This window comes from Gilliamella sp. wkB178 (assembly GCF_001690705.1).
GTDB lineage: Bacteria > Pseudomonadota > Gammaproteobacteria > Enterobacterales > Orbaceae > Gilliamella > Gilliamella apicola_K.
The window spans coordinates 369,556-388,317 of the sequence record NZ_LZGK01000011.1 but is presented as its reverse complement, the minus strand read 5'-3'; the positions used below and the strand labels follow the sequence as shown (position 1 = coordinate 388,317).

Here is an 18,762-nt window from a genome sequence, read left to right as displayed (position 1 = left end):
CAAGTATATTGCAATTTATGCAATATAATATTGTAAATATATCAATTTTGGCAATATTAAAATTACTATATAGTTATACATAAATCAATGAGTTTAATTAAAGTTATGGAGAGGAAAATGTCAAACTATTTTAATACATTAAATTTACGGGAAAAGTTAGATCAACTTGGTAAATGTCGTTTTATGGCGCGTGAAGAATTTGCTTCAGAAGCTAACTTTTTAAAAGGTAAAAAAATTGTTATTGTTGGTTGTGGCGCTCAAGGTCTAAACCAAGGTCTTAACATGCGCGATTCCGGATTAGATATTGCTTATACTTTACGTAAAGAAGCCATTGCTGAAAAACGTACTTCATGGCGAAGAGCAACCGAAAATGGTTTTAAAGTCGGTAGCTATGAAGAACTAATACCAACAGCCGATCTAGTTATTAATTTAACTCCAGATAAGCAACATTCAGCCGTGGTGCAAGCCATTCAACCATTAATGAAACAAGGTTCCGCATTAGGTTATTCTCATGGTTTTAATATCGTAGAAGTGGGTGAAAAAATTCGTCCTGATATTACCGTAGTTATGGCAGCACCTAAATGCCCGGGTACCGAAGTGCGTGAAGAATATAAACGTGGTTTTGGGGTGCCAACACTAATTGCAGTTCACCCGGAAAATGATCCAAAAGGGGAAGGTTTAGCGATCGCTAAAGCATGGGCTGCAGCAACTGGTGGTCATCGTGCAGGTGTATTACAATCATCATTTGTGGCCGAAGTTAAATCAGATTTAATGGGCGAACAAACCATTCTTTGTGGCATGTTACAAACCGGATCTTTATTATGTTTTGACAAGCTAGTCGCTGATGGTGCGGATCCTGCTTATGCATGTAAGCTATTACAATTTGGTTGGGAAACGATCACCGAATCACTAAAACAAGGTGGTATTACCTTAATGATGGATCGTTTATCCAATCCAGCTAAATTAAGAGCTAATGCTTTAGCCAAAGAATTAAAAGTGATTTTGACCGATCTTTATCGTAAACATATGGACGATATCATCTCCGGTGAATTCTCGGCTAATATGATGAAGGATTGGGCTAACAATGATGTGAATCTACTAAAATGGCGTAAAGAAACGGGTGACTCAGCATTTGAAAAAGCCGCTGAATATCAAGGTAAAATTGATGAACAAGCATACTTTGATCAAGGTGTAGTAATGATTGCAATGGTAAAAGCGGGGGTTGAACTTGCTTTTGAAACCATGTTGGAATCCGGTATTTTAGCCGAATCAGCTTATTACGAATCACTACACGAATTACCACTTATTGCGAATACTATTGCGCGTAAGCGTTTATACGAAATGAATGTGGTTATTTCGGATACTGCTGAATATGGTAACTACTTATTTGCTAATACCGCAGTGCCTTTACTACGCAAGAAGTTCATGCCAATGTTACAACCGGGTGATCTTGGTAAAGCGATCCCTGAAGGTAGTGTCGATAATGCTCAATTACGTGACGTTAACGATGAGATCCGTAATCATCCAATAGAAAAAGTTGGTCGTAAATTACGTAGTTATATGACCGATATGAAGCGTATTAATGTTGCCAGTTAATAGTTAATTAAAATCAAAATATAAAAGGTGCGAACAGCACCTTTTTTTATGTCTAAAATATCTTGTCAAGATGTTTCCTGAGAAGTATACGTTTCAGTATAAAAAACTAATTGATCTTAGTGGATCAAAATGGTTAAAAAAAGATTAAATTAGATCTAAGTTAGATCATTCGGATCTAATTAAATTTCTAATAAAACTTTTAAAAATTATATAATTAAAAAAATTTTATTTTAACTTTTTATTTATTTTTTTTAAAAAATGTGTTATCTTTTGTACAAATTTAGTTCAATTTAAAAGGGTAACATATCAATGAAAATGATTTTTAGACCGACTGATTGTTGGCGTTGGTATTTTGACAATGAATATGGCAATTTGATGTTAGAAGTTTCACCTGAAATGTTATTTCGGTCTTGTTACTCAAGTAAAATGTTAATTCCTGATGTTTTTGGTGAATTTCCATTTTCGGTTAGCGATGCCACTGCTTATTACTTATTCCGTGATAGTTGCCAATCTTTAAATTTGGATGAATCTCAGCAAATAGAATTGTCAATCAATGCAATTGTTGCTGCAAACTTCCTTAAACCACAAATGCCTAAAAGTTGGTATTTTAGTCAACAACCACAATTGTTTGTACCTAAGGTTGCAGATATTGTTGAAGTTAATATACAAGAAGGTAATCAAAGAGCGACTTTATTGGTGGTTGAAGCTGGCGAAAATGCATCCTTGTGTATCATTGCGCAACCAACTTTCACCGCAATGAATAAAACTTTCAATTTTGCTGAAGCAATTAAAGTTATGAATGATAGATTAACACCAGCAACACCTAATTTTGTTGATAACATGCAAGAAATAACCGATTTGCAGGCTATTTCCTAAAATTAAATTCCTATCTAATCAGCTTGGTTATTAAATAATCTAGCCTGAAAAATTTATCCAATGTCTATCCTTATGTATAAGGTAATACAATTTGGCTTCTTCATGGCCTTGATCGGTTGCCTGTTTCAGATAATAAATACCTATTTTATGTAATGCTTGAATATTAATTAGTTTTATTCCTAGGTTAAATTGTGCCTCCATATCGCCATTGTTAGCTTCAGTAAGCAAATCGGCGATCTCTTTTTCTTTATTAATAAATGGAGAACAATAATCAAAGTGATACTCACCTTCTTTAAACTCATTACAATAACTGTTATACCAATATAGAGATTTGGCAAAGTTTTTTTCAAGGTAAAATCCAGATTTATATTCCTCCGCGATTTTTAATTTTGCTTCAAAATGTCCTGCTTCGGCTGCTTTTTCCAACCAGTACATACTTATTTTTTGATTTTCTAAGATAGAATCGAAACTTGATGAATAATAGTAAAGCCAAAATATTTTATATCTAATTTCAGCATCATCAATATAGCTATCATATTTAATATAGGTTTTAATTATTGCCATTTCTAATTCTGATGGAGATTCTATATTCGCAGTTTTTAATAATTCCACCATTTTAAGTAATAACTTAGGATCTTTATCAACAGCATATGAATAGTAATTGATCGCGGTTAAATTTTTCTCTAAATCCTCATACCATTTTGCAATGGCTAGACTCAGCTTAATATCAGGATTATTCTTGTCAAATTTACGCAATAAAGAATATATCTTATTTTTCTTTGGCTGTTTTAACTGTTGTTTATATAATTCACATGTTCTAGATACTTCTAAAGTGCAAGCTTTATCAAAATATTCGATCGCTTTATTTAATTCTTCATCCTCAGCATAATAAAAACTAAGTTTTAACATTGAAGGATAATCTTTAGGATCTAGATTTTCTTCGATTTGTTTTATGATATCAGCATGGTTAGTCTTATTTTCATTTCCATCATTTAAGAAAGAAATCTTACTAAGACTCTCATCTGGTGATTCGATGACTTCTTCTATTTTTGCAAATGCACGGTAATACCATAAATCAGGCTTATCTTTACCTTTATTTGATTTCTTCTGATATTGGTTATTGTTACCATTGTCAAAACTACTTGTTACGGTACTAAAATCATTAGACGAAAACGCATAAGATGAAAACAAGAACACAAAGGTAAATACACATACTTTTTGAATCATTAACACTAACCTTATATTTTTACTTTAATTATTGTTGTTATATTGATACTAAAACGATTGTTACATTCTATAGATAATAAATGCTTTTTTATATCACTTCTTTAATAAATTCAAATCAATATCCCTTTTAGGTACACAACTACAGGCTAAAATTCGCTTATTTTTTTTTATTGCTGATTGTGTTAGTGCCTGCACTTCTCCTTGCTGCAATATCACCATGCAACGCCCACAAATTCCGGCTCGGCACGAATTAGGTAAGGTTATTTGATGTTGCTCTAATTGCTCTAAGATAGTTTGTTGATTGTTCCCTTTAATGATTTTATCTTCGAAAGTAATAGTACATGATTGAGCCAAATTACTATTTTCTGGTGGGAAAGATTTAATATAATTTTTGGCATTTTGCCTTTCTAATACTTCGACAGGGTCATTAAGCGAAATCTTACCAAAATTACGGGCAATCATATTCATGCCAAAATCAATTTTTCCTTGTTCATCCGCCCGGAAATAACGTAATGTCGTGAGTGGTTCATTGTTGTCTAAGTAATTGGTTGAGTCGACATTAATGGTGGTTATTACACAACGAGTGCAAGGTTTAACAATATCAAATATCACATCGCCAATTTTTATCGTTTTCCAGCCATCTTCGGCAAAAGGTAATGCGCCCTTAATAATAATATTTCCTCGAAATTGGTTAATATTGAGCTTTTCAGGGCATTGTAGTTGCAAATAAGCAAACGAAGCTTCATTCAATAATAAATATGGATAACCATCGGCAAAACTAACCGGCACTTCGGGGTAACGTTTAGTGCGCCGAGATAATTTATTGCCAAGCCAACGTAATTGCACATCTTTTTGTAAAAATTGACTTAAAAATTGGTTGACTCTAATTGAGGCAATATGCAACATAAAATGATTCCCCCATACTTCAGTGGGTTCATTGGTATTGGAAAAATCATCAAAATTGATACTAATGGATTCGCGAGAGGGTAGTGAAATATGTACTGCATTATTTACTATTTTAGTTTCAAGTTTTAAAAGTTCAGGGAACTGCCTTGCGGTAATAAAGGTACCATCGGGTTCACTAATCATTAAAATGCGATCATGCTCAAAACCGCCGCTAGCGGTTATTGCTTCAGTTAACGCAATCCCTTTCATGGATTTAATTGGGTAAATAAACAGCTGGCTAACTGCGATCATAATAAGTTAAGTAAATAATAAACTGGTAAAGATTATATACTTAATTGGCTAGGATTTATATATACCAAGAAATGGTATGTATGGACATAATCTACGGTTACATATGTTTTTATCTAAAATTTAGCGATAGCATTTGCTTAAGTTAATACTTGATAACTAATGGCGACTATATAGTAAAATGCAGTACCATTGGGCGTTATGACGGAGATTTCGTCATCGACTTTGTGACCGATTAATGCTCTGGCAACTGGGCTATTGATGGATATCCAGTTCTTTTTAGGTTCGAATTCATCGGCACCTACAATGCGATAAACTTGTAAATTACCATTTTCATCTTCTAATTTTACCCAGGCACCAAAAAAGACTTTACCTTCTTGGCGTGGATCAGGATCAACAATGGTGAGCGATTCTAAGCGTTTGCTTAAAAAACGCACGCGCCTATCTATTTCTCGCAGACGGCGTTTACCGTATATATATTCCGCGTTTTCACTGCGATCGCCTAGTGCTGCGGCATCTGAGACTGCTTGAGTAACTTTGGGCCTTTCTTCTTTCCATAAATATTTCAATTCACGGCCGAGTGTTAAGTAGCCTTCTCTTGTTATATAATTAGCACTTTTCATAATAAAGACAAATTCCGTTAATCGATAAAAATATATTGAGACATCATGATAAATAATCAAATTAGCCATATTATAGCTGCTGAGTTAACCGTAAAACCAGAACAAGTTTTAGCTGCGATTCAATTATTAGACGAAGGTAGTACCGTTCCTTTTATTGCGCGTTATCGTAAAGAAGTAACTGGGGGGCTTGATGATACCCAATTACGTACTTTAGATAGCCGTTTAAGTTACTTGCGTGAACTTGAAGATCGTAAACAAACCATCTTAAAGTCTATTGAAGAACAAGGTAAATTAACACCAGAATTATCTAAGAGTATTATCTCAACTCTCAGTAAAACCGAACTGGAAGATCTTTATTTACCTTACAAACCTAAACGCCGTACTCGTGGTCAAATTGCGATTGAAGCAGGTCTGGAACCGCTTGCTGATGATTTATGGCAAACACCAACATTGAATCCGGAAACCGAAGCCGAGAAATATTTAGATGCAGATAAAGGTGTGGCTGATACTAAATCTGTATTAGATGGCGCTCGTTATATTCTAATGGAACGCTTCGCTGAAGATGCGGCGTTATTAGCTAAAGTGCGCCATTATTTGTGGAACAATGCACATTTAGTTTCACAAGTGGTTAGTGGTAAAGAAGAAGAAGGTGCTAAATTCCGTGATTATTTTGCCCAAAGTGAGTTAATATCAAAAGTTCCTTCACACCGTGCATTAGCTATGTTCCGCGGACGTAATGAAGGCTTTTTACAACTTTCTTTAAATGCCGATCCTCAATATGAAGAAGCGCCTAAAGAAAGTTATTGCGAACAGATTATCACTGAATATTTAGGCGTGCATTTTAATGATCAACCAGCAGATAAATGGCGTAAAGCAGTGATTAATTGGACTTGGCGCATTAAGATTTTGCTGCATATGGAAACTGAATTAATGACTACTCTGCGCGAAAATGCAGAGCAAGAAGCTATCGATGTATTTGCGGCTAATTTACATGATATGTTAATGGCAGCACCAGCGGGTATGAAAGTTACCATGGGTATGGATCCCGGATTACGCACTGGTGTTAAAATCGCGGTGGTGGATGCCACGGGTAAACTGGTTGCGACTGAAACTATCTATCCGCATACCGGCCAAGCTGATAAAGCAGCCATGATAATAGCGGCACTTTGTATTAAGTATCAAGTTGAATTGGTTGCAATTGGTAATGGTACCGCTTCACGGGAAACTGAACGCTTTTATTTAGATGTACAAAAGAAATACCCGGAAGTAAAAGCGCAAAAAGTGATTGTTAGTGAGGCCGGAGCATCAGTTTATTCTGCCTCTGAACTAGCTGCTCAAGAGTTTCCAGATCTGGATGTATCAATTCGTGGTGCAGTATCTATTGCCCGGCGCTTACAAGATCCTTTAGCTGAGTTAGTTAAAATCGATCCTAAATCAATTGGAGTGGGGCAGTACCAACACGATGTGAGTCAAACCTTATTGGCGAAAAAGCTTGATGCAGTGGTAGAAGATGGGGTAAATGCGGTTGGGGTAAATTTAAATACCGCCTCAATGATGTTATTGGCGCGTATTGCCGGATTAAATAAAGTTATCGCTCAAAATATTATTGACTGGCGTAATGAAAATGGCCAATTTTCCGATCGTAAACAGTTATTAAAAGTAGCACGCTTAGGTCCAAAAGCCTTTGAGCAATGTGCCGGTTTTTTACGCATTACTAATGGCAACAATCCATTAGATGCTTCAGCAGTTCACCCAGAAGCTTATCCAGTAGTTGAGCGTATTTTAGACAAGAATCATAAATCACTAAAAGAAATTTTAGGTGATACTAATTATTTAAAATCACTTAAAGCAGTTGATTATGTAGATGATCATTTTGGTGTGCCAACGGTAACTGACATTATTAAAGAATTGGATAAACCTGGGCGCGATCCAAGACCAGAATTTAAAACCGCGCAGTTCGCCGACAATATTGAAACAATGCAAGATTTAAAAGTTGGTATGGTTATGGAAGGTGCTGTAACCAATGTAACTAACTTTGGTGCATTTGTTGATATTGGCGTGCATCAAGATGGTTTAGTGCATATTTCAGCTTTATCCAATAAATTTGTTGATGACCCAAGAACAGTGGTGAAAGCAGGGGATATTGTTAAAGTAAAAGTGGTGGAAGTGGATATTGCTCGTAAACGTATTGCGTTAACCATGCGGCTCGATGACGCAGTCATGCCTAAACAAAATTCAAGCAAATCAGCTAACGGTAAATCAGTAACGGCTAAACCTCAAAAACATAACCATTCTATAGGTAATAGTGCTATGGGGAATGCCTTTGCCGCTGCGTTTAACAAAAATAAATAAAATTATTGTGTATTAAAACGTAAAAAATATGGTTCCGTTAATTAATAGTAACGGAACCATATAATAAAGCTTAATACCATATGCTTACATATTAATCGTGCGCATTCAATAAATATTGCAATCCTTCAGCAAATTCACCCTGCCAATGTAAGTAATCGTGGCCACTAGCTGTTTCATGGTAAAAATAAGTATAGCCTTTAGCGCGTAAAATATTGCTAAAATGACGATTACTGGTTAGTAAGTTGCCTTCAAATAAACCAGCATTAAGGTAGAATTTAATTGCTTTAGGTGCTTGTTGGGCAAATTGTTCACTGAGCCATTCACCGGTGTGATTTTTCGGCCCCCACCAATAAGAACCAGATAAACTCAATACCTTCGGAAAATATTGTGGATATAGAAAAGCAATATAAGACGAAGCTAATCCACCAAAACTAGATCCGGCAATAACAGTATTAGTCGGTTTAACATTAATCTGTTGTTGTTTTAACCAAGGTAATAACTCGGCGGCAATGCTATCTGCTAATTTAGTTGAATTAGGGGGTAATTCTTGGGAACGTGTTTGGCTATCCAAGGTATCAAGCATAACCAAAATAGTCGGCGTAATTTTTTTATGCGCGATTAAGTTATCCATTATGTTAATAATAGCGGTTTTTTGTTGATACTGGCGACTATCAAATAAAATAACTAAGTTTAAATCATCAGGTGGCAATGTTTGGATATTAGCTGGCCAGTAAATCGTGATATCGCGTTCATTATTTAAAATATGACTTTTAAACTTATGTTGAGTTAAACTGCCTTTCGGTGAGTTTATTTCTGGTTTAATACCAAATTGTACTGGTGCGTCAGCAAGTTCAACATAAGATTCGCGATGGAATTTATCGACTCCATCACTTGGGTAAAAATGAGGATTTAGTGGATCTTGCTGAGCAGTTGCAACAATAGCATGCCTTTGTTCCTTTATTGGTTTAGCGGTTATTGGAATATTAGGTGCTAGTTGATAACTATAACGAGTCGTTTTCGGAACGATGTAACTACGGAACCAAACATCACTATTATCCAGATGATATAAATCATCGTGATCACCAGTTGGTGAACCAAATATTTTGATATTATTTAACTCTCCCCGCCATAAAAAGGTCATTATCACATTATTTTCATCATAGGGTTCGATTAAAGGTGTGCCTTGCTCAGCGATTTTATGCCAAAAAACACTAGTATCTTTATTGGTTAATAAGGCTTGCTCTAGTTTAATTAACTCAGGGCTAATTAATGTATAGGCTTTAGGTGTATTGGCTGGTGTAGTTTGCCAAGTCAGTGTAAACGATTGATTAGGTTGACCGTTCATAATAAGTTGATAATTATCACTTTGTGGCACCGTAAAAATAAATTCATTACCATTGCCACTCAATTGCCGGATGTATTGATGGTCAACAGTTACAAGATCTAATTTAGCTATCGACATGTAATTGCCTTCGATCAGATCCCCTTGATTAAAAAAGATTTGTAAACAAAATTTGCCAGTATTATCCAATTGCTGACTAGTCGTCGTTATTTCAGGAGCTAAAGATAAACAAGGTAAATTAGCATTACCACATAAAGGTAATGCTAATAAAGCAATTCCACTTAACCAGAATTGCTTGTTTTTATGTAACAAAAATTTACCAATCATAATTTAAGGATGCTGAAACTTGACGTTCCAAACCATAGAAACAAGAAGTATCAGTTCCACAAGCAGAAACATAATGTTTATTAAATAAATTATTAGCATTAACTTGTAAAGTTAGGCCTTTTAAGCTTGGCATTTTAGCAGATAAATCATAGCGTAAAGTCCAATCATAAAGAGTATAAACTGGCACTTCAAATCGTTTTCTTATTCCGTAATGATTATTACCTGCAGCATCTTTAACAGTAAGAACATCGTAAGCATTTGTAGTGCCAACATAACGCACACCAAAGCCGCTGGATAAACCATCAAATATGCCATCAATAAATTTATAATCCGCCCATAATGAAGCCTGATGACGAGGGTTTCTTTCCACTGGTTTACCTTTTAGAGTAGAAATAGAGGTTTTTTTGTATTTACTATCACCATAGCTATAGGTCGCAATTAAGTCTATATTTTTGGTTAGTTCGGAATGAGCCTCAAATTCAGCACCTTTTGAACGAATTTTACCAACTTGGCGTTTGTGGAAAATGCTATAGTCATAAGTTACTTCATCATGCTCATCTAATTGATAGACAGCCGCGCTAAGTAATGTTTTACTATTAGGTATTTGATATTTTACCCCAGCCTCAACTTCTTTAGCTTTGGATGGTTTAAATGCTTTACCTTTTTCATCAATATCGGCATTTGGTTCAAATGAGGTACTATAATTAATATAAGGAGAAATACCATTTTCAAACGCATACAAAACCCCAACACGTGTAGTAAAAGCATCATCATTTACTGAAAGTCGGTCATGCATTAAATCACCTGAATCATATCTTTTTTTAATATTAACTTTTGAATGATCGTAACGGCCTGATAATAATATATTAAATTGATTAATCTCAAGTTGATCTTGAATGTAAACCCCCAATTGCGATAATCTTTGTAATTTATCATCAAATGGTTTTAAAGGATCGCCAGCTTTAGGAACAGTTATATGATATTTAGGATGCTTCCAATCAATTATATAACCATTTGAAGCTCGATTTAGCTGATTATCATCGCGATTCCATTTATAATCGAAGCCTAAAGTGGCATTATGAGTTACCATGCCGGTATCAAATAATGACTCAAGACGATTATCTACGGTTAATTCTTTATTATTAATATGTTCTATTTGTGGTCGACGATAAATACTTGTTTTAGCATCGTCATCATCAAAAGTATATACCATATATTTATAGCGTTGGGTATTTTTGGTGTAACGTAGATTTTGTCTAAAAGTAAGACTATCGTTAAAATCATGCTCTAAGGCATAACCGGTAGAATATTGTTCACGCCAAGAATCGAAGAAATTAGGATCACTCACCGCAAAGTCATAAGGGACTTTACCATGACTTTTATCAATGGTACCACGTTTGGGTAAAAAGTTACGTTCGTTGGCATCAGGATCTTTTTGATAGCTAGTTAATAGGGTAAAAGTGGTGTTTTCAGATGGCATCCAAGTAAGTGCTGGTGCTATAGCTACACTTTCATCCCGCACAAATTTAGGTTGGGCATCACGTTCCGTACCAATACCATTTAAGCGGAACAATAAATTGTCGCTTATGGCACCACCAAAATCGAAGGCAGCTTCACGTAAACGTTGATTACCGGCGCGGACTTGTACATGACGAATCGTTTCAGCCGTAGGGCGTTTACTGGTCATACCAATTAATCCTCCAGCAGAGCTTTGCCCATAAAGAGAAGAGGAAGGACCTCTAATGACTTCTACTCGTTCCAGTAACCAAGGATTTAAAGCCACATTACGTGAATTCATGGTTCCGGAATAATTAAGACCATCTAAATAACGAGGAGCATAACCGAATCCACGAATAATAACTTCATCGGAACGGTTTGAATCACCACGATATTCGGTAAATACACTAGCAGAATAACGCAACGCTTGCGAAACTGATGCGGCATTTTGCAAATCCATTTGATCTCGAGTAATAACAGAAACTGACTGTGGCGTTTTGATTAATGGAATATCAGTTTTGGTTGCTAGCATACTTCGTGTAGCTACAATACCATTAACACGACCAGTGGCATACTCTGTTTTTCCTTCTACATACATAACGTCATCGGTTTTATCATCATCGTTGGCCGTTTCATCTGCTATGGCGGGCATAACAAACATACTTGCTATTATTAATGCTGAAATTTTACTTAGTTTTAGTTGACAAATAGACATTTTAGCCTCTCAGGAGTTGATTAAAACTTGCGCAGTCTAAACTAAATGATAATCATTTACAATTATATTTTAAGGTTTTTTTAAGATTATCAAAAAATAGTAAAAATATACATTTAATAACAATTAGTTATGTTTGTGGTTAAAATAGAATTAATTATTTAATATTAGGATCTGCAGTAATAAATGAAAAAAATAGATTGAAAGTAATTATGGTGTAAGCAATGGTATTATAATTATAAAGTTGGGCTATTAGTGCTTTTATTAAATTATAGAGATAACCAAATAAAAGTGGTTATCTCAGTTTTATTTATATCATTTAATTGAGTAAATTATTTACTAAAAATAAATGGCACCGGCTCATAATCAGTTGCATTAATAGGTGAATGAGTTTCAAAGTATTGTTTTACGGCATCGGCATCACGATAGCCAGTATCAACATAACTTGGCAATGTGTTAGTAACAGGATAACCATCTCCACCAGCAGCTAAAAAGTCTAAGCTAGCAATGCGATAACTTTTTTGTAAATCGATAGGTTCATTTTTAATTTTTACCTCGATTATGTTATCGCCATCTTTAGTAATTATCAGATTTTTAAAATGAGCGTATCCACCTGACCCCGGATTTTTGCTCAGTGCGACTTTTAAATAATCAATCAATTCAGCACCAGTTAAATTAAAATAAACCACAGTATTGCCAAAAGGTTCTACTTTTAAAATATCGCGATAAGTAATATTACCTTCTATTAGAGAATCACGAATCATGCCACCGGACATAACACCAATATCGGCACCCGTTTTTTCAATAAAGGCACTCAGTAATAATTGCCCCATATTACTTTGTTGATACCTAACAATGTTACGGTCACCTTCAAGACGACCTGTTAATTGGCCACTCTTGATCAATAACTGTTGTTTACCTTGTTCTTGATAAGGAGTTAAGCTATCTAACAACGGTTTATTTTGCGGGATTTCTTTGGTGTAATATTCTAGTTTTTTGGTACCGTTATTATTATCGACTTCTTTTTTTAAATTAATGGGGATTAATTGATAATTTTGTAACGTTAATTTACCATTTAAGAAAATAAAATCAGCTCGGCCAACATATTTTCCCCATTCATGAGCTTGTACAATCCACGTGCCATTTTGTTGGTCAGGAGCACATGGTGTGCCGGGTACATATTCAGTAATTCGTTTATTTGGGCTAGCCATACAAACAGGATTTTGCGAATGCCCACCCACAATCATATCTAAATCACCAGCTGGTAATCCGCGAGCTAATTCAACATCGCCTGGCGCCATCGTACCATGTTCACCATTTTCATAATGGCCCATGTGAGTGACAGCAATAATCATATCCGGGCGTTCAGTTGTTTTTATTTGTTTGATGATCTTTTGCGCTTCGGGTAATGTTTTACGGAATTCGACGCCATCAGTATTTTTAGGTGAAGCCAGAAAAATAGTATCATCTGTAGTTAAACCAAATACCGCTACTCTAACTCCATTTAAATCAAACATTTTATATGCATCAAAAACCCGATTTTCACTATTTTTGAAATAAGTATTTGCGGATAAAAATGGGAAGTTAGCCCATTTTTGTTGTTCACGGATAACTGGTAATGGGTGATCAAATTCATGATTACCCACCGCCATGGCATCATAGCCAATTTCATTCATACCCATAAAATCAGGTTTAGCTTGTAATACATCTGATTCAGGTACACCAGTATTAATGTCACCGCCTGACAGTAATAACAATTTACCGCCTTTAGCAGTGACTTCTTGACGAATTTGATCAACGACAGTTTTTTGGGCTGCAAGTCCATATTCGCCAATATCATTTTGCCAAAAACGACCATGATGATCGTTAGTATGTAAAATAGTAATTTGGTAGGGTTTATTCTTTTCCCAAGTGGATATGGCTGAGCTGTTAGTAGAAACGCCAGCCATTGAACTCATGGAAAATAAACCCAAACAAACTATTAATGACAGTTTTTTATTAAGATTAAAATGATACATGGTGTCTCCTAAATCCTTATACTATTTTTACTATTCGGTAATCACCTTATAAATAAGCTGAGGTTGTTTAGCGCTATCACCGATAATAATATTGTCATACAGTTTTTGTTTAATTACCTCTAACTTGTCAGTGTTAGCATGAATAGTTAATAGTGATTCTCCTTTAGTTACTTTATCTCCTACTTTTTTGTGCAATACAATACCAACAGCAGGATCAATAATATCTTCTTTTGTGGCTCTTCCTGCACCTAATTGCATCGCTGCAATACCGATTTGGTCAGCAACAATTTTGGCCACATAACCAGATTGTAAAGCAGGTAATTCAATTTGATAAGGTGCATTAGCCAGTTTTTCTGGATGATCTACAATAGAACTATCACCGCCTTGAGCCGCAATCATAGTTTTGAATTTAGTAATCGCTTGACCATCTTTTATTGCGGTTTGTAGTTTTTCTCGCGCTTCGTCTAACGTTTTGGCTTTATTAGCCAGTACTACCATCTGGCTACCTAGAGTTAATACTAGTTCGGTTAAATCAGCAGGGCCTTGGCCTTTTAAGGTATCAATCGCTTCTTTAATTTCTAGCGCATTACCGATAGCAAATCCGAGTGGTTGGGACATGTCAGAAATTATCGCCATTGTCCGGCGCCCAATTTGGTTACCAATATTAACCATTTCATGTGCCAGTTTCTCTGAGTCCGCCATGTCTTTCATTAAGGCGCCATCTCCAGTTTTGACGTCAAGTACAATGGCATCAGCCCCCGCAGCTAATTTTTTACTCATTATTGAGCTAGCAATAAGTGGGATAGAATTAACTGAGCCGGTTACATCACGCAAGGAATAGAGTTTTTTATCAGCTGGTGTTAAATTACCTGATTGCCCAATAACAGCAACACCTTTTTGATTAACTTGATTAATAAAATCTTGTTTATCTAATTCAATTTTGAAGCCAGGAATAGATTCAAATTTATCGGTAGTTCCACCAGTATGGCCCAATCCCCGACCTGACATTTTAGCCACAGGAACGCCTAAGGCAGCAACCAAAGGCGCTAGCACTAATGTGGTGGTATCACCTACACCACCAGTTGAATGCTTATCAACTTTAATACCTTTAATTGAAGATAGATCGACGGTATCACCAGAAAGCATCATTGCTTGTGTTAAATCGGCACATTCTTTGGAAGTCATTCCTTGAAAGTATATAACCATAAGTAAAGCACTAACTTGATAATCAGGAATAGTACCATTGGTATAGTTAGTAATAAAAAATTGAATTTCTTCGGTAGATAATGGTTTACCATCACGTTTTTTTTCAATTATATCTACAAATCTCATTATTATAAGTCTCTTTTAAAATAGCTTAATCAGCTTAGTGTATCGGTTTTATTATCAATAACTGCATTGCTGATTGTTTTAATTATTGGGATTACACGATTTTGCCAATTAGTCTAAATCACTAGGAGCAAAAGACCATGGTAATAACTCACCAACGGTGGTTTCCTGTATTTTACCATTCAAATTGGTCAAAATAACTGGCATATCTTTGGGGCAAAATTCACTTATTACTTGCCGGCAGGCACCACAAGGTGAAATCGGGCCATCAGTATCGCCAATAACCACTAATTTTTTAAATTTACGTTTCCCTTCCGAAACCGCTTTAAAAATAGCTGTTCTCTCGGCACAATTGGTTAATCCATAAGAGGCATTTTCAATATTACAGCCTAAAATCACTTCATCATCGGCGGTAACTAAAGCTGCTCCTACTTGAAATTTTGAATACGGAACATAAGCTTTAGCTCGAGCGGTTTTGGCTAATTCAATCAGTTTTTCAATTTTCATATTGATAATCCTTTGGGTTATTAACTGCATTTATTTATTGATGACAGTAAGTTTAGACGATATACACCAAAACCTATTTTGTCCTCGTCTATATAGCTTATTGGATAGTGTAGATGTTTCTCAATAAATGCTTTTGCCGATTGTAACAGCCATGATTTAAAGTGGATGTCTAAATTTATAGCACTTCTTGGTGGTACTATCCATTTGCTATTGACTAATTCAATATTCATTGTTGTAAATTTATCCAATCGTTACTTTTTAAAATAAATAAACTTCATTTTGTTATTGTTTAACTCTATTGTGCTAACAGTTTTTGATATTCAAGCAATCGGGCTTGTATAGCTGGATGATATTTTTTGTTAGCGATCGCTTGTTTGAGTGCAGTTCTATCATTTGCAGTAAAACTAGCTAAAATTTTATTGGTTAATCGTTGCTTTACGTTATTGTCAACAAAAGCAGCATAGATACCACATAACGAGATATCCAGTAATTCTAACCTAGAAAAATGAAATACCGTTTGGGCTATTTGATATTCTTTGTCGATATCGGTACCAAAAATACCAGCATCATCAGTATTGAGTGTGATTCTGACGCCCTGATCATAGAGTTTTTTCACTGGATGATTATTAATATCACCGTGAAGCTCATTGACCAAAATACGGTTACTAGTTAGTGCTATTTCTAAAGTGATTTTGTTCTTAACCAGTTTATTAATCAGTTGGTGATTTTCGATAGCACGAATACCATGCCCAATCCTTACCGCGCCATGTTTAAGTGCTTGGATAATACTTTCAGAAGATTCAATTTCACCAGCGTGATAAGATTTTTGTAAATTCAATTGTGAAGCTAATTGATGCGCATCTTGGAAATCATCAAAGTGCCCCGCTTTTTCATTACCGGCGATATTAAATCCAGTAATAAAATGGTGGGGATTATCTTGGATAAAACGTAAGGTATCATAGACAATTTTTGCCCCAAGATGGCGCACACCAATCACATGATATCTAACGGTAATATCATGATTTTTTTGTACATCCATAATGGCTTTATCCATTTGTATCAAGGTTTGTTGAAATTTATCCTTATGCCAAATGGTGTCACCATTGTTTTGGGTAGTACAAATGTGAAAAGGGGATAGAAATAATTCGCAATAGATTAAACCTTGCTCAGCATTCCGCTTCAAAAAATCAAACGTGATTGCATAATAGTCTTCAGGGCTTTTTAAAAAACTAGCAACGGTATCATAAGTTTGTATAAACTCTTCAAAACTCGTTTCATCATACCTATAACGTCCATTTTTATATTCTTGGGCATCATATTCACCGGATTGATAACATAAACAAATCGGAAAAGGGATATGATTTTTCTCGGCTAATTTTTTGGCCATAACAGGAGTAATACTGCCTTCCACATGCTCATGTAAAATTACTTTGGGGATTATTGGTTCATTCATGCCGCGTTTTTACTTATATTATTGTTGTTAATTATAATAACATTTCTTAAACGTTTAAGGGGTGATTTATAACATAGTTAACATGACTAATATCACACTTTTCTATATTAAATTAAATTTTTACGAGTGTTGTCAAAACTGGTTTCATTAGCTTAATTCAATCTATAAGTTTGTAACTATTAGTTGTAATTACTATCGAGCATTAGATCAATAGCGTTTTCGTTCAATTAAGGTAACTCTTGCCAAAATTACCTTAAATTCAAAAATCTACAATTTATCGTTCATGCTAATTAGCAGATTTAGTTTTGCTGATCCTTATCGTTTTTAAATATAAACAAAAATACAATAGCTAAGATTAATGAATAACCTGCAAAAATCAGCCAAACTGCATGCCAATCAATGATTTTTTCAGCAGAAGTATAGCGATCAACAACGATACCACTAATCACTGAACCTAAATAAGCACCCAAGCCATTGGTCATAATCATAAATAACCCTTGTGCACTGTTACGAATATTTGGCGAAACCGATTTTTCTACAAACATAGAACCAGAAATATTATAAAAATCAAAGGCACAACCGTACACTATCATTGAAAGTAATAATAAAATAAAGCCAATTGGTGATGGGTCACCATAGGCAAATAAACCAAACCTTGCCACCCAAGCAAGCATACTGATTAGCATGACATACTTAATGCCTAACCGTTTCATAAAGAATGGTACCAATAAAATGAATACCACTTCAGATATTTGCGAGATTGACAATAAAACTGAAGGGTATTGAACCACTAAACTATCGGCATATTGAGGAATTTTATCAAAGTCACGTAAAAATGGATTACCAAAGGTATTGGTAATTTGCAAAATACCGCCGAGTAATATCGCAAATAAAAAGAAGATCGCCATCCGCGGTTGTTTAAATAGCACTACAGCATCTAAACCTAAGGAACTTATAAGCGACTTTTCTTTAGTCATATCTTTTGTGGTGGTAATTAATGGCAAAGTAGATGAATAAATACTAAGTAGAATTGAACATGTGGCAGCAATGTAAAGTTGTAGATTACTTAACTCTAATTTTAAGAAACTTACTATCCACATGGCCACAATAAAACCAATGGTGCCGTAGATTCTAATCCCCGGAAATTGTTCAATGACATCAAATCCATGGGATTCTAAACAACAATAAGAAATTGAATTTGAAATAGCGATGGTAGGCATAAAGGTTAAACAGTGAATTAACATGATAATCATCATCATTAAAGGTGAAGTTATCGATGCCGCTATAAATAGTGTTACCGCGCCAATAAAATGGCAAAGCATATACAGTCGATTGGCGGGTATCCACCTATCGGCTACCACTCCAAGCAAACCTGGCATAAAGAGAGAAGCAAACCCCATTGAACCATAAACTAAACCAATTTCAGTATTCGTAAATAATAGAATGTCCCTCATATAGGAACTTAAGGTGATTAACCAACTTCCCCATATGAAGAATTGCATAAACAATATAATTTTGAGTTGTAACTTGATATTCATTTTGATTCCTATACAAATGGGATCTTTTCATAACTTATCTTATGAATTAAAAGACTTAAAAATTGAGTGTCATTTAAACATTAAGGTTAAAAACATTGAGTATTGGCATAGTATGACGAAAAACTAAAATAACTTGAATAACTATACCAATGTAAAAGCGAGTTATATTGA

The 18,762-nt window shown here is 35.0% G+C and carries 12 protein-coding genes and 1 pseudogene; 3 read left to right on the top strand and 10 right to left on the bottom strand.

What is annotated here, in order from left to right:
- The first annotated feature begins 117 nt into the window (after positions 1–117).
- Both ilvC and A9G13_RS03320 read left to right on the top strand, forming a co-directional pair.
- Positions 118–1,596 (top strand): ketol-acid reductoisomerase, encoded by a 1,479-nt coding sequence (gene ilvC / locus A9G13_RS03325; protein WP_065556192.1) that lies wholly within the window; start codon positions 118–120, stop codon positions 1,594–1,596.
- A 309-nt stretch (positions 1,597–1,905) separates the two neighbouring features.
- The gene (locus tag A9G13_RS03320; protein ID WP_081301141.1) at positions 1,906–2,472 is read left to right on the top strand and encodes a cell division protein ZapC; all 567 of its coding nucleotides are present in this window, start codon (positions 1,906–1,908) and stop codon (positions 2,470–2,472) included.
- Between the two features lie 39 nt (positions 2,473–2,511).
- Here A9G13_RS03320 and A9G13_RS03315 read toward each other — a convergent pair whose 3' ends face one another.
- From A9G13_RS03315 to greB, 3 genes are all read right to left on the bottom strand, one after another.
- On the bottom strand, positions 2,512–3,699 hold the full coding sequence (locus A9G13_RS03315; RefSeq protein WP_065556191.1) for an SEL1-like repeat protein: 1,188 nt from the start codon (positions 3,697–3,699) through the stop codon (positions 2,512–2,514).
- Positions 3,700–3,792: 93 nt separating this feature from the next.
- Positions 3,793–4,896 carry a YcbX family protein gene (locus A9G13_RS03310; protein ID WP_065556190.1) on the bottom strand — a complete coding sequence of 368 codons (1,104 nt, stop codon included), beginning with the start codon at positions 4,894–4,896 and terminating at the stop codon, positions 3,793–3,795.
- Positions 4,897–5,033: 137 nt separating this feature from the next.
- Positions 5,034–5,516 carry a transcription elongation factor GreB gene (greB, locus tag A9G13_RS03305; protein ID WP_065556379.1) on the bottom strand — a complete coding sequence of 161 codons (483 nt, stop codon included), beginning with the start codon at positions 5,514–5,516 and terminating at the stop codon, positions 5,034–5,036.
- 45 nt (positions 5,517–5,561) lie between these two features.
- Here greB and A9G13_RS03300 point away from each other — a divergent pair.
- Positions 5,562–7,730 (top strand): annotated as a pseudogene (locus tag A9G13_RS03300) (Tex family protein); the annotation flags it as partial.
- A 229-nt stretch (positions 7,731–7,959) separates the two neighbouring features.
- On the opposite strand, the gene fes reads toward A9G13_RS03300, so the two are convergent.
- The 7 genes from fes to A9G13_RS03265 form a co-directional block, all read right to left on the bottom strand.
- Positions 7,960–9,537, bottom strand: a complete 1,578-nt coding sequence (gene fes, locus A9G13_RS03295) for an enterochelin esterase (protein ID WP_065556188.1) — start codon at positions 9,535–9,537, stop codon at positions 7,960–7,962.
- Positions 9,527–11,749 carry a TonB-dependent siderophore receptor gene (locus A9G13_RS03290; protein WP_065556187.1) on the bottom strand — a complete coding sequence of 741 codons (2,223 nt, stop codon included), beginning with the start codon at positions 11,747–11,749 and terminating at the stop codon, positions 9,527–9,529. Before A9G13_RS03290 ends, fes begins: the two co-directional genes overlap by 11 nt.
- A gap of 329 nt (positions 11,750–12,078) precedes the next feature.
- Positions 12,079–13,764, bottom strand: coding sequence for a bifunctional UDP-sugar hydrolase/5'-nucleotidase UshA (ushA, locus tag A9G13_RS03285; protein WP_081301140.1), 1,686 nt, complete (start codon positions 13,762–13,764; stop codon positions 12,079–12,081).
- A 30-nt stretch (positions 13,765–13,794) separates the two neighbouring features.
- Positions 13,795–15,096 carry a pyrimidine-nucleoside phosphorylase gene (locus A9G13_RS03280; RefSeq protein ID WP_065556186.1) on the bottom strand — a complete coding sequence of 434 codons (1,302 nt, stop codon included), beginning with the start codon at positions 15,094–15,096 and terminating at the stop codon, positions 13,795–13,797.
- 108 nt (positions 15,097–15,204) lie between these two features.
- A complete protein-coding gene (locus tag A9G13_RS03275) occupies positions 15,205–15,600 on the bottom strand; it encodes a cytidine deaminase (protein WP_065556185.1) in 396 nt (131 codons plus the stop codon).
- A gap of 295 nt (positions 15,601–15,895) precedes the next feature.
- Positions 15,896–17,053 (bottom strand): adenosine deaminase, encoded by a 1,158-nt coding sequence (add, locus tag A9G13_RS03270; protein WP_065556184.1) that lies wholly within the window; start codon positions 17,051–17,053, stop codon positions 15,896–15,898.
- A 299-nt stretch (positions 17,054–17,352) separates the two neighbouring features.
- Positions 17,353–18,591, bottom strand: a complete 1,239-nt coding sequence (locus A9G13_RS03265; protein ID WP_065556183.1) for a nucleoside permease — start codon at positions 18,589–18,591, stop codon at positions 17,353–17,355.
- Between the last annotated feature and the right edge of the window lie 171 nt (positions 18,592–18,762).